This window comes from Flagellimonas profundi, assembly GCF_017313275.1.
GTDB lineage: Bacteria > Bacteroidota > Bacteroidia > Flavobacteriales > Flavobacteriaceae > Flagellimonas > Flagellimonas profundi.
In genome coordinates this window covers 622090-635247 of sequence record NZ_JAFLNM010000002.1, presented here as the reverse complement: position 1 = coordinate 635247, position 13158 = coordinate 622090, and the positions used below count along the sequence as shown (strand labels likewise).

Genomic DNA, 13158 nt, shown 5'->3' with positions numbered 1-13158 from the left:
TTTGGATTATTATAATTAGGCTATAGCATTGGTTTTTAAAAAGGCAGAGTTCAATATTTCAAAGGCTTTTTCCAGTTCTTCCCTGGTAATGGTCAATGGGGGTGAAAGTTGCAGTACATTTCCTTTGGAAACCTTAAAGCTCAATCCTTGTTTTAGACACTCGTACATAATTTCTTCAGCTTCGGCCGTTGCTTTTTCTTTGGTGGTCCGATTGGTCACCAGTTCAATGCCCCATAGCAACCCTACTCCACGAACATCACCGATCAAGGAATATTTTCGGTGCATTTTGTACAGGGCTTTTCTCATAAATTCTTGGTCTTCCTTCACTTTTTGCAAGATGCTCTCTTCTTCCAACACCTCTAAAAGTGTCAAGCCTGCCAAAGACCCCAACGGACTTTTTTCATGGGTATAATGCCCAAGTGAAATGTGTCCGAATGTATTGTACTCTTCGCGAGTCACAATAGCGGCTTGTGGAAAAATACCACCTCCAAGGCCTTTACCTAAACAGAGAATATCGGGTTCAATGCCAAACAATTCGTAAGCGAACATGGTGCCCGTTCTTCCGAAAGCAATAGGGATTTCATCTAAAATCAATAAAACACCATGTTTGGTACAAAGCTCCCTAGCGGCTTTCCAGAATTTTTTAGATGGAATCTGCACATCGGTATTGCGAATGGTTTCTGCCAAAAAAGCTCCGATTTGATAGTCTTTTTCCAATACGTATTCCAAATACTCTAATGCTTTATCCTCATTCCCCTCAAATATGCCACGATAGCTAATTGGGGGTGGAATACGCTCTACACCGGGCATTAATGGCCCCATTTGCTCCTGAAAAACCGCTTCTCCACCCGCACTTATGGCATCTAGAGATGCGCCATGAAACGAATCCCAAAAGGAGACCACTTTGTGTTTTCCTGTTACGGCCCGAGCCAGTTTTAGTGCGATTCCGATAGCTGAGCTTCCATTAGGGGTGAGCAAAATACGGTTAAGTCCTTCGGGGGTATAGGTAGTTAATTTTTCTGCAAACTGAACTGCTGTTTCATTGGTATATCTTCTGGTGGAAAAAGTCAGGTTTTGAAGTTGTTCCGTTAGCCGAGCAACCAATTTTGGATGTGAAAACCCGATTTGGTGCACATTGTTCCCGTGAAAATCCAGATACTTTTTCCCAGAAACACTTTCAATATATGCACCTTCACAATTTTGGAGCACGTCCAAACATGGAGTCGACATGGATTGATGCATAAAATACTTGGCATCCTTTTCCAATAATTCCCTAGTTTCTTCGCTGATTTCATTCTGCAACCATTGGCTCCGGGCAGGAGTCCGGTTGATGTCACCTTCCACAACAGATTCCATGTTGTGCCTATCGCGCTTTATATGGTCCATGCTTGCTTACTATTTCTCGTTTTTCGGAGGTATCGTCCAATACATAAATATCGTAAGAATCCCCGTTGTTGTAAACCCGGACAACAATATGTCCTTCTTGACTTTTATATTGATCCAACCTGCCACCAATCACATCTTTCGTGCCTTGCAGCATAATGGTCGAAAAAATATCCCGGTCGCCCGGGTATAGTTTTTTTGATGTTATCCTTCGGAGGACCTCCTCCCCTGGGTGATCCGCCGTCCAGTTTTGTTGTATCCAGACCCTAGGTCGAATGGTCCGTACATACAATGGATTTTGGGAATCTCGGTTTCCATGATGATTCAACGTGGCCACATCCACTGCCCCTATAACGGGTGCTACGTGGGATTCCAGTGCATCCATATCTGTTTGTCCAAAACCATCTATCCCCGAGATATCACCACCAGTGTAATAGTTGAACTTGCCATAATCTATTCGGATGACATTGCTTAAAGGGTTCTCACCGGGATATTCACCCTCCTTGAAAAGGGAATAAACAGAATCATCATAACCCGTCCAAATATTGCCATTGGAAGCAATGTTTTGAACAGAAAAGCCCGGATAATCGTTTGGATGGTGCTTTAATGTTATCTGATGGTTGCTGCCCACTTGCAAAGCTTCGTTTTTCAAGCCTACTTTATCCGATTGATGATCAATGAACTTCCAATAGTCTTTCAGGGTGGGAATCATTCCATAGGCATCCTTCGAAAACCGTTCTTGGGATTGCACCTTTTTATCCTTTAGGTCGATAGGAAAATCAAAGCCGCGATCAATCATTTTTTTAATGGGAATCAACGTACCCACTTCCATAATTCCCGTAAGTTGATACCCTCCAGGCGCAATTATTCGCAAGGAATCGATCTCACCAAAATGATCATCGTGGTAATGGGTGATCAAGGCATAATCCAATTTTCGTTCTTGCTTTTTGGGCAGAAATTGATCAATATAATCCACTATCCATTCAGGAGCCGTTTTGGATCTATTCGGAACCAGTTTTGCATTTCTGCCCGATGTTGTCCTCGGATGGGTTTCGGACATGTCCCCAGCATCCACCAAGAAAGTTGTTCCATCGGGAAATACCATAAAAGCAGCATCGCCCCTACCCGTGTTAATGTGGTGGATATCCAAATACCCAGGTTGCCACTCTGGCAATTGTTGTTGCCCTTGTAAAAGTTGCACCATTAAAATAATGACTAGGAGATAAGTTCTTTTGAGGTTGAAATGCATATTTATTTTTCTCTATACAATTGATTTGCTGGAATGATTTGTTTTGGGATATGGGGACCAGAATATTTTACATCCAAATGATAGCCCCCACCTCCATTAAAAAATTCAACGCGGACCAAGTGTGTTCCTTTTGAAAGTTTCAAAGAGCCGCTGCGTTCTAAAACTCCATGGTCTCCATCATTGTTTACGATTTCGGTTCCGTTCACGTAAAGTTTGCTACCATCATCACTATTGGTGAAAAAACCATATTGCCCTTCTTCGGACACTTCCAAATAACTTTCAAAAACCACAGCTACTTGTTCTTGCGGCATATCGTCTGTCAGTACTTGCTTATGGGAAAATTCGGTGACAAAACCTTTATAAATGGGGTTCAAAGATGTAAAATCGGGCAATTTTTCTATACCATTAACCTGATAAACTCGAAATTTGACAGGATCTTGTTTGGTCTTTGGCACAATCCTAAAACTTCCTTCGGCAACGGTGCTCACCAATCGATCATTCTGAAAGACGCCTGCCTTGGCCATGTTTGTTTGCTTTAAGTAAAATGTATCCTGGTATACCTGGCTATTTTGCAGTGTAGGCAGGTTGTTGCCAATGGTATATCGCACCTCACCCACATTGTTTGGGTTTTGCATTACCACGGCAACAGAATCCGCTTTAAAAACTCCCCCGGCTGGCTCAAAATAGCCAGCATCCGGAAGAATCTTGGGTTGGATTATTTGCTTTTTGCGCTTATAGCTAAGTTTTGGGGCTTCATTTCCTATAAAAGCGCCTTTTACTGGTCTGCCTATCCAAGCTTGGGGTGTTTGTAAACCCATAGCGTAGGCAACGGTCGGTGCATTGTCGTACTGGTAAACGGTTTCTTCTATTTTGTAGCCTTTTTTGATGCCTGCGCCATATAAAATGAAAGGAATTTCCATTTCGGCCAAGCTTTCCCCTCCATGACCAAAGCCCAATCCTCCATGATCTGCGGATATAATGAACATGGTTTTTTCAAAAATTCCAGCTTGTTTGGCGGCATCTACAATTTCTGCAATAAGGGAATCGGCCTTTTCAATCGATTTATAATAATCAGGGCTTCCGTGACCCAAGGCATGACCTGCATGATCTACATGATCTAGGTGTACAAAAGTGAAATTTGGCGTACTTTCTTTAATGTAACTGACCGCTTCTTGGGTAGTTTTATCTTCGTGATCTCCATCAATATCAAAATCTACATCAGCTTTTTCGAACAAACGTCCAAATCCGTCCCAATCGTAGATAGCCCCAACATGAGCTTTGGGCTCCTGATCTTTAAAAAGGGTAAATATGGTCGGGAAAGTTCCGTTTTTGGTAACAACAATGGGGGGCAACTGATGGTCGAACTTTTCCCAACCATTGGAGGTTACTCCATGTTGTTCGGTATCGGCGCCCATGATCATACTGGCCCAATTGGAACTAGAACTTGAGGGAAGTACAGACCTTGCATGCATGGTAGCTGCCCCATTTTGAATCATGGAGTCCAAGGTGGGGGTATTTGCTTTTTGAATCCCATCGGGACTCATCCCATCTATTCCTATAACAACGACATGTTGAATTCCCTTTGGAGTTTGCTCCCTTTTGGAAGAACAAGACCACAGGAACAAAATTCCCATGGTCATGATCATTACTTTATGAAGTTTTCTTTTAAGCATTGGCAAACCTTAGTTTTCCCACCAAACCTTGGTAGTTATCTGGTCTCCTCCTATTCTACTAGAGGCTTCCGAATAGTTTGCGTTGTTCAAGGACTCCTCGTTACTAGGATATTCAAACCTACTTGGGTATACGTCGTAGAAAGCATCCGGTCCTGGTTGGATGGTCGCAGGGAATCCAGTTCTTTTATACTCGATAAATCCTTGGTAATCGGTATAGAACAGGTTAATGTACTTCTGGGTCATAATAGTTTCCAAACTATTGTCAAAAGCAACTCCTGCACTTGTTAAATAATCTGCGGGCAATTCCACTCCCCAGTAATCAAAGTTGGATGTAACCCCTTCTTCATAAAATGTTTGGGCTTCGGCATTGATCCAACCCCTTTGCGCGGCTTCGGCCAAGATAAATTGCACCTCTGAAAAGAGCATTAGCCTTGCTTGGTTGGTATTGGGCTGAAAATAGAAATAATCTATATTGAATTTGGAAAGGAATGCATCACCCCCTTGGTAGGTGTATGCAGGACCATCCACTACCCCGTTCAACATACCGACAATCTCCGGCGTACCTTGTTCCACTGAATTGGCTGTTGGGTCGGCAAAGAACTCCAATCGAGGGTCGTTCAACCCTTCCAGCATAGTCACGAAATGCTCAGAAATTCTGTATTCGTTATAAGACCCCACACGATAAACGGACTCTTCGGTCACTGGGTGTGCATCTGGATTTGCAGCCAAAAATGTGAGGGCCGCATTATCATCATTGGATTCCATTATCGGGAATTGACCTGGGTTATTATAGATTTCGCTAATCACCCCAGAAGCGACAGATGGTGAAACTTCGCTTAAACGAAGTGCCAACCGCATTCTTAGTGAATTGGCAAACTTTCTCCACATTTCCAAATCGCCCCCAAACAAGAGGTCCCCTTTAATTTGGGTCAAGTTAGAACCGGACAAAAGGGTGTTTGCAGTTGCCAGCTCAGAGAGCATTGAAGTATAAATGGCCTCTTGCTCATCATACATTGGCGTATAATTTTGCTCGCTCGCCTGATTGACTTCGGAGTAAGGCACATCGCCCCACATATCGGTCAAGATACTAAAGGCCCATGTTTGCATAATTTTGGAAACTGCCACGTAACTGTTCAAGTCCGTCTCACCAGCCAATTTTTCCAATTCTTTGGCATCTCTAATGGCATAGTAATAATTGTTCCATGCCCCGCTTTGGTCACCCCAATCGAATAAATCGAAGGAGGTAAATACAATTCGGGCTCCATATTGTCCCATAAGGTTTCCTTCGCTCCAAGATCCACCAACGGCTTCCCTAATCGATCTTCTTTGAAGATTGGTCAAAAGAAGTTCGGGGTTTTGGTTAATGTTCAAGGCAACATCCGGATTCTCGTTGCTTACGTCAAACTTGTCACAGGACCAGAGGGTCATCGCAAGTACTGTCGCTGTTAAAAATATCTTTTTCATGTTGTTATTGTTAACCTGATTAAAATTCTACGTTGATTGCAAATCCCAAACTACGTGTTGTAGGTACGGTGGCATTTTCCACCCCTGGCACATAGCTTCCGCCTCCAAAGGACAAAAGTTCCGGGTCTCCGTGGTTGTAATCCTTGGCCCACAACCAAAGGTTGGTCCCTATCAAGGAGAAGCTCAATTTTTTAATGTCGTCTCCCCTGAACAATCTTGTCGGGAAATCATAGGTCAATCTGGCTTCCCTAAGTTTTATGAAAGTGGCATCGTAAATACCTTCCGTTTCATTGTTTCTTCGATATCTGTTGTTATGGTAAGCATTTGCAGGTACGATAACATCATTGGGAAGATATTCACCATCTTGTAGCTTTACACCGGCCCCAATAATACCGTCCGTTTGGGTAACCCCATCGCCATTAACATAGGAAAGCCCAGAATCGGTAATACCTGGATGAGGCCCACCATATTCAGGAGAACGGCCCCAAAGGGTTTCTACGACGTTACCGGAAGTTGCAGCAATCAAGCGTGTTCTAGAAAGTAATTCACCACCTTGTCTCCAATCGAATAGGAAGTTTAGCGAAAGGTTTTTGTAGGAGATGGTATTGTTCCAGCCCAGCGTAAAGTCCGGGTTGAAGTTTCCAAGTTTTCTCAAGGTATTGTCCTGTTGAACGAGTCCTTCGTTAAAGATGACCTCACCAAAGTAAGGACTGTTCTCGTCCTCGACCCTTACCAATCCAGTTCCCCACATATCACCTAGGGAGCCTCCTTCTTCAGCAACCAATGATATTCCATTTCCTCCATATTGGTATCTTTCAACACCGTCTGCCAATTCCAGTACCTTGTTTCTGTTCAAACCAAAATTGAAAGAAGTGTTCCAGTTAAAGTCTTCGTTTTGTATCGGGTTGATACCCAGCATAATTTCCAGCCCGTGGTTACGGATTTTACCAGCATTGATAGTCCTTGCGGTTTTACCTGAAGTAATTGGCAAATCGATATCCAAAATCTGGTTTTTGGAAACTGTATTATAGTAGGTAGCATCCAAAGAAAGTCTATTATTAAAAAATCTCAAATCCGTACCGAACTCGTAAGAGGTCTGTATCTCCGGCTTTAAATCAAAATTGGGCAACGTATTCGCAGGACTGGCCGTAGGGTTATCACCAACCGGCGTTCCCAAGGCATAAAAATCGGAAAGTCTATAAGCATCGGTATCACTACCAACCTGTGCCCAACCACCTCTTAGTTTGGCAAAACTCAAAATATCTTGATCTCCAAAATCGAACAGATCTGTAAGCACCACACTCAAGGATGCCGATGGGTAAAAATAGGAGTTGTTCTGCTCCGGCAAGGTGGACGACCAGTCATTACGGGCCGTGAGATCCAAATAAATACTGTTGTCCCAACCCAACTGCGCAAATGCATACAAGGAATTGATTTGTTTTTCGGGACGGCTTGTACGCTGTACCAAGGCTCCATCCACGTTGGAGAAAGAATAGATTCCAGGGATCAAAAGCTTATTGGCCATCAAGGAGTTAAAATGGTTCTTCTGTACCATTCTGTTTCCTCCAAAGTTGGCATTTACATGGAATTTATCGGTAACATCCTTATCAAAGGTCAACAAGAAATCCAAGTTGGTCTCTTGGAAATTGATTTTATCTTCCCTGTACTGACCGTTTGGAAAACGTTGGGTGGAGTACGCTCTTTTAATGAATCTATATTCCGAGAAGAAATCGCGCCCTCCTCGAACCATAAACTTAAAATCATCACTGATGTCATAGGTTGCAGAAAGATTCCCAATGATTCTGTCTTTGGCCAGACCATTGGTATTCTCGTACATGGTGAAGTAAGGGTTGTCATGATAATTATAGTTGTAGTTGAACTGCTGGAAGCCTTCAAGACCATCTTGCCAGTAGTCCCTTAAACTATTTACATTGACCTGTTGTCCCCACCAGATGAACAAATACATCACGGATTCTGTACCATATCCGTTCACGTGACGGTTATCCGAATCCGAACGTATATAATTGATTTTGGAAGACACCTTTAGTCTATCGGTAATCTGATAATCCCCCGAAGCGGAGATCGTGTTTCTCTTGATATCTGTGTTGGGTACAATACCCTTATTGTCCAAATTGGTGTAGCTCACCCTATAATTTCCGTTATCGTTGGACCCGTAAAAGGAAACTGTATTGATCAAGGTTCTACCTGTTTCCATAAATTCTTCCGCTGGATTTCCTCCATACACAAAGGGTGTTGGGGTAATGGTTCCTCTCCTTGCCAAATCAACACCAGAAGATCCAAGTACGTAATCCAAGCCGTGGACGTCACCTCCACGAAGCCCATTGGATGTTGGGGAATCGTGCTGAGGTCTTAAAGTACCATCCAAAAGTGGCCCCCAAGATTCATCCACACCATCGTAAGTTCCGCTTCCGTAACCATCCACAAAGGCAAAATCAAAGTTCTTTCCTTGACCATATACCCCTTGATATTCCGGAGCTTTTAATACACTTTCAAAAGTGGTCTTGGAACTAAAACTAATACCTCCTTTACGGCCCTTACCTGATTTTGTGGTAATGATCACAGCACCGTTAGCTGCTCGAGATCCATAAAGAGCGGTTGCGTTCGCACCTTTAAGCACAGATATGGATTCGACATCATCCGGGTTGATCTCTGCAGCACCGTTACCATAATCAAGGTTCATGTTGGAAGCACCACCTAACGTATTGGTCCTGGTATCCGTGTTATTGTTAATTGGTATACCATCTACAATAAACAATGGCTGATTATCACCCTGCATGGACGAATATCCCCTAATGACAACCGAAGATGACTGTCCAGGCCCCGTACCGTTTGTAACCACCTGTACACCAGCAGTTCTACCGGATAAGGTACTCACTGTATTGGTACTTGTGGATTGTGAGATTTCCTCACCTGCCACTTTTTGAACGGAATACCCCAAAGACTCTTCGTCCCTGGTAATGTTCAAGGCCGTTACCACAACCTCATCCAACTGTTGGGAGTCCTCTTGCAACACAATGGTTGCAGTACGTTTTCCAGTGGTGTCAAAATCTAGAGGAATATAACCTATATAAGAAACCACTAAGGTCTCTCCTCCCTGGGGCAACTCTATTTCAAAGTTCCCATCAAAGTCTGTAGCAACACCAACGCTACTACCTCTTACAACCACCGATGCTCCAGGCAATGGCACGCTGTTCTCGTCAACCACCTGCCCTGTAAAAGTAACTTGGGAATAACCAATGATACTTACGGTGAAGGCAAGTAAAAACGTTAAAATTGATTTTTTCATTTGTTGAGTATTTGTAAAATTTGGTTAATTATTTATCAACAAATATCCAACACAAGAGTTAAGGCAGGCCTTTAAACAGATTAAAAAAATGATACGGAAAGGTTAAAAGAAACGGTTGAATGTTATGTAAACATTATTTACAAATATGCAATTTTTTAAAATCGATGACAATACTATATTTTATATGAAATCCTAGTACTGCAGTGGATTAACCAATTTTTTTCTTAATCTTGATTCATAAAAGAATATTATAAATACTAAAGTTTAGAAGCACACATAAAAATGGAAGATTACCTCATTGGCATTGGGAAAAGAATCAAGCAAATACGTAAAAACAATAAAAAGACCATAAATGATGTTGCCAACAGTGCCGGGGTAACCGCTGGGCTTATTTCACGGATTGAAAATGGACGAACCATCCCTTCCTTGCCTGTGTTTTTAAAAATAGTCGGGGCCTTGGAAACCGAGATGACCGATTTTTTTGATGGAATCCCAAAAGCCAATGGCCATAACTTTTTAGTGACCCGTAAGGATGAGCAATCCATCATTGAAAAAGAAGACGAAGCTGTCGGCTTTACCTATAACTATATTTTTGGGAAACAACTGAACTCCGTTGGTTTTGAAAGTGTACTGTTGGAAGTTGAACCCAACTCGAAACGCGACAAAGTAGTTACCGATGCTTTTGAGTTCAAATATATATTAACAGGAGAATGTTACTACGAGATAGGTGATCAAGAAGTACTTTTAAAAGAAGGGGATTCCATATTTTTTGATGGCAGAATCCCCCATGTTCCTATTAACCGAGGGAAAATTCCCTCTAAAATGTTGGTGGTCTATTTCTTTATCTGATCAAGGAAACAATTGCTCGGCCAAATCGGACAAGGAATCCAAAATCATGGATGGTTCCGCAGTTGCCAATTGTTCGCGCGTTTGCGCCCCGGTCAATACTCCCACGGTCCAACCACAGTTTGCGTTTTTACCTTCTTCAATATCGATCACGGAATCACCTGCCTTTAAAACCTTATCAGGTGCTGTAATTCCGAACATCGCCATGGCCTTATCTATCATTTCCGAAGATGGTCTTCCCATTACCACATCATCTGCAGTAATCAATGCATCTATTTGTTCCCCAGGAATCCAACCAAGCTTACTTAAAAGTGATTTTGCCGTTTTATGGTCGTATCCCGTATTGAGCACCACTTTCACTCCTTTAGATTTTAATAGTTTAAAGAGTTCCTCAACACCATCATAAGTGGTCACATCAAGATTGGCGTAGGCCTCTTCCAACATATTTTTAAAATCCTTAAAAACTGCATTGGGGTCCACCCCGGTTGTTTTGGTTTTCTCCAATATATCGGCAATGGCCTTGAACTTTTCCTTGCCCGCACCAAATTCCAGCACGGTATCCAAAGAAACCTCCACCCCAGATTTGGCCAAAGCGGCCTTAACGGTTTTGTATACCACATTATCTTCGTTCACCGTAGTGCCCGCCATATCAAAAACGGCCAATTCTATTTTTTTCATAAGTTGATTTTCTTCGTATTAAAGATAGAAGCAATATTTTTTTTCGAGAACCCCGCACTGCCTGTCATCCCTTTTCCGCCGATTCCCGTTATAATATGGATATTGTCATCAATGGTTTTTTGAAAAATATCACTGTTCTTACATTGCGAGTACATCCCATACCACCGTTTCTGGATTTGATAGGTGGGCAGGTCAACTATTTTTTTGGCCTCCTCGATCATAAAATTGTCGATATCCATATCCAGGTCATACCCTAAATCTTCAATTTTGGCCGCATCGGCATACTGATGGGAATCGCCCAAAATTACCGAGCCATCGGCCGCTTGTTTAAAAAGAATATGCACGCCCCATTTTTTTTGAAGGCTTTCCTTTGGTTCATTTTCCTTGATTCTTGCAAAAGACGGGCATTCATGAAAGGCTTCGTACCTACGAATGGACCAACCTGTAAGGATTGACCCTTTCAGTTCGTAATTTTCTTGTGGCTTGGTCTGCATCATCTGTAATTTGGAAACCTCAAGGTCGCTGGCTGCAAAAGTCTCCGGGTACAAGTTTTTAAAATCTGTCCCATTGCATATTATTACCTTTTTGCCGAACACTTCTTCGTTTTTGGTATTCCGGACCGATACCCCCTCCCTATCGGATTCACAGGAAATCACAGGAAAATCAAACTTAATGTCCAAACCTTTTTGAATAACCAAGTATTCCTGAAGCTTATGGATCATAACCCTAGGCTCTACCGTAACCTCTTGCGGGAAAAACAATCCTGCAACCACATAATCCTTTCGAAGTCCAGGAAATTTTTTCAAACACTCCTGTTGGGTAAGCATTTTGGATTCATAATCGTTGGAACTGTTTATGGCCCTAAGCTCTACCAACAATTGTTCCTCCTCTTCATTGGATGCCAAATACACCGTTCCGTTTTGACGCATACTGATATCGAACTTAGACTGGATTTCTTTATAAATATGAAGGCTTTCTCGACCAAACTTTTGCCATTTGGTGTTCATGCCCGAAGGAACCACTTGTCCAAAATTTTGGGTGGTCGCCCCCTTGGGGTATGGATCTTTTTCCACCAAGCATACCTTTAAGCCCAATTCGAGTGCATGATACGCATGAAAAGTCCCTAAAACACCACCGCCTACAATGACGGCATCGTATTTATTGTCCATATTCCAGTTGGTTGTTGAGTTGTTCCGCTTTGCGGCGAGAAGCAAAGTGGATAAATAGAAATATGGTACTACATATCCCAATGAAGGCAACAGTGTAAGTACCATAAACAAAAAAGTTGAGCCAAGACAGATTGGCCTGCCCAAAGTTTTTATAGAGCAACACCAAAACACTGCCCACATACCCAAACGCATCGGCTATATAAATAAGAAATCCTGAATTTCCCTTTACCTTGAACGTAGCGATAAAACGATCAAAAAAGAGACAGTTGAAGGGTACATAACAAATGTATAGACCAAAACCGGTGCAAACCATCCATACAAAAGGGTCCAACATCCTTGTTTGAAACATGAGGGTGCTTACTGCCAAAACCACTGTTCCAAGAATAAGCAATAGATGATAGGTAAGCAAGGCTTTATAGTTGTCCCTGATGTGAAAAATGGCTCCAATAATGACTAATACCACTATAGCAATGATAATTTCCGAAGTAGAAAAAACGGAAACATCACCGCTATATCCGATACTGTCCCAAAGTTCCCTGGCAAAATTGTCCCTAAAGTCTCTAAAAGACGTTAAAAATGTATAGAATAATACAATTAAGAGCAATGGAAAAAAGAACTTCTTCACCAAGTTTTTTCTATCTGCAGCAGTCATTGGAATCCGCTCTGTCCTATTGGCGATATCTTCGGCTGTGGGAGGAGGTACACGTTGTAAAAGATAGGAACAAACCAAAAGAGGAATAAAAAAAAGAGCACCAGTGATGGATGGCATCCAAAATTCACTGACACCCCAAGAATTCATTACAAAAAGCCCTACGGATTTAACCACCCCACTGGACACGATAAAGCTTGAGGACAGCACCACTCCCAAAATATCGGTAAACCTTCTGCCCTCAATGTAGGAAAAGACTATCCCCCAAATCATTCCCAAGGGGAATCCATTTAGAAACATAAAAGGAATATTGTACGGTGGCGGCACCCATGCAAAAAGCAAGAGGGAAATTTCTGCAAGTACAATTAGTGAAACCAGGTAAAGCAACCTTCGGTTCGGTTTGAGCTCCGAGATGACTTTTATCCCAATAAACTTGGATAGAGCATATCCCAAAACCTGAGTGATGACCAGAAGAATCTTGTAATCCACTCCCATAAAGACCAACCCATCAAAAGTAGCTACCGAAAATGGTTTTCTAAAGGCATACATGCAAAAGTAAGTACCAAAAGCAGCAAGTGACGCATGCAGAACAAATACAAATCCTGGTCGTTTTCTGACCGAACCTTTATCAATCAATGTTTACAAATAATAAATTTATGTTTCAAATTACTCACTTTTATTGAGAAGAATAGCAATTTCTAAGATTAAATAATTGTTAGTTAAAATGTACAATGTCAAAC

General features: G+C 42.1%; 9 protein-coding genes. 1 reads left to right on the top strand and 8 read right to left on the bottom strand.

Features of this window, described 5'->3' with window-relative positions; all coding sequences use genetic code 11:
* Positions 1-15 precede the first annotated feature (15 nt).
* Genes pbfA through J0654_RS11800 form a run of 5 tightly spaced genes read right to left on the bottom strand, consistent with a single transcriptional unit; the run spans position 16 to position 9076 of the window.
* Positions 16-1386, bottom strand: coding sequence for a (R)-1-hydroxy-2-aminoethylphosphonate ammonia-lyase (pbfA, locus tag J0654_RS11820; protein WP_207029201.1), 1371 nt, complete (start codon positions 1384-1386; stop codon positions 16-18).
* Positions 1364-2587 (bottom strand): ComEC/Rec2 family competence protein, encoded by a 1224-nt coding sequence (locus tag J0654_RS11815; RefSeq protein ID WP_237685971.1) that lies wholly within the window; start codon positions 2585-2587, stop codon positions 1364-1366. Before J0654_RS11815 ends, pbfA begins: the two co-directional genes overlap by 23 nt.
* A 47-nt stretch (positions 2588-2634) precedes the next feature.
* Entirely contained in the window at positions 2635-4305 is a 1671-nt protein-coding gene (locus J0654_RS11810) for an alkaline phosphatase family protein (protein ID WP_237685970.1), read from the bottom strand.
* A 9-nt stretch (positions 4306-4314) separates the two neighbouring features.
* Complete coding sequence (locus J0654_RS11805) at positions 4315-5769, bottom strand: SusD/RagB family nutrient-binding outer membrane lipoprotein (RefSeq protein ID WP_207029197.1); 1455 nt, start codon at positions 5767-5769, stop codon at positions 4315-4317.
* Between the two features lie 19 nt (positions 5770-5788).
* Positions 5789-9076 (bottom strand): SusC/RagA family TonB-linked outer membrane protein, encoded by a 3288-nt coding sequence (locus J0654_RS11800; protein WP_207029195.1) that lies wholly within the window; start codon positions 9074-9076, stop codon positions 5789-5791.
* 282 nt (positions 9077-9358) lie between these two features.
* On the opposite strand from J0654_RS11800, the gene J0654_RS11795 reads away from it, so the two are divergent.
* Entirely contained in the window at positions 9359-9925 is a 567-nt protein-coding gene (locus J0654_RS11795) for a helix-turn-helix domain-containing protein (protein ID WP_207029193.1), read from the top strand.
* Here the strand turns inward: J0654_RS11795 and J0654_RS11790 are convergent, their stop codons facing one another.
* The 3 genes from J0654_RS11790 to J0654_RS11780 are packed head-to-tail and all read right to left on the bottom strand — an operon-like array spanning position 9926 to position 12967.
* Positions 9926-10600 carry a phosphonatase-like hydrolase gene (locus J0654_RS11790; RefSeq protein WP_207029191.1) on the bottom strand — a complete coding sequence of 225 codons (675 nt, stop codon included), beginning with the start codon at positions 10598-10600 and terminating at the stop codon, positions 9926-9928.
* A complete protein-coding gene (locus J0654_RS11785; RefSeq protein WP_207029189.1) occupies positions 10597-11769 on the bottom strand; it encodes a TIGR03364 family FAD-dependent oxidoreductase in 1173 nt (390 codons plus the stop codon). Before J0654_RS11785 ends, J0654_RS11790 begins: the two co-directional genes overlap by 4 nt.
* Positions 11759-12967: a DUF5690 family protein gene (locus J0654_RS11780; RefSeq protein WP_237685998.1), complete on the bottom strand. Its 1209-nt coding sequence runs from the start codon at positions 12965-12967 to the stop codon at positions 11759-11761. The genes J0654_RS11785 and J0654_RS11780 overlap by 11 nt, the downstream gene beginning before the upstream one ends.
* Positions 12968-13158 lie beyond the last annotated feature (191 nt).

Coding starts and splice junctions, on each gene's coding strand:
- pbfA (WP_207029201.1), bottom strand. CDS start 1,386: ATGGACCATATAAAGCGCGATAGGCACAACATGGAATCTGTTGTGGAA.
- J0654_RS11815 (WP_237685971.1), bottom strand. CDS start 2,587: ATGGTGCAACTTTTACAAGGGCAACAACAATTGCCAGAGTGGCAACCT.
- J0654_RS11810 (WP_237685970.1), bottom strand. CDS start 4,305: ATGCTTAAAAGAAAACTTCATAAAGTAATGATCATGACCATGGGAATT.
- J0654_RS11805 (WP_207029197.1), bottom strand. CDS start 5,769: ATGAAAAAGATATTTTTAACAGCGACAGTACTTGCGATGACCCTCTGG.
- J0654_RS11800 (WP_207029195.1), bottom strand. CDS start 9,076: ATGAAAAAATCAATTTTAACGTTTTTACTTGCCTTCACCGTAAGTATC.
- J0654_RS11795 (WP_207029193.1), top strand. CDS start 9,359: ATGGAAGATTACCTCATTGGCATTGGGAAAAGAATCAAGCAAATACGT.
- J0654_RS11790 (WP_207029191.1), bottom strand. CDS start 10,600: ATGAAAAAAATAGAATTGGCCGTTTTTGATATGGCGGGCACTACGGTG.
- J0654_RS11785 (WP_207029189.1), bottom strand. CDS start 11,769: ATGGACAATAAATACGATGCCGTCATTGTAGGCGGTGGTGTTTTAGGG.
- J0654_RS11780 (WP_237685998.1), bottom strand. CDS start 12,967: ATGTATGCCTTTAGAAAACCATTTTCGGTAGCTACTTTTGATGGGTTG.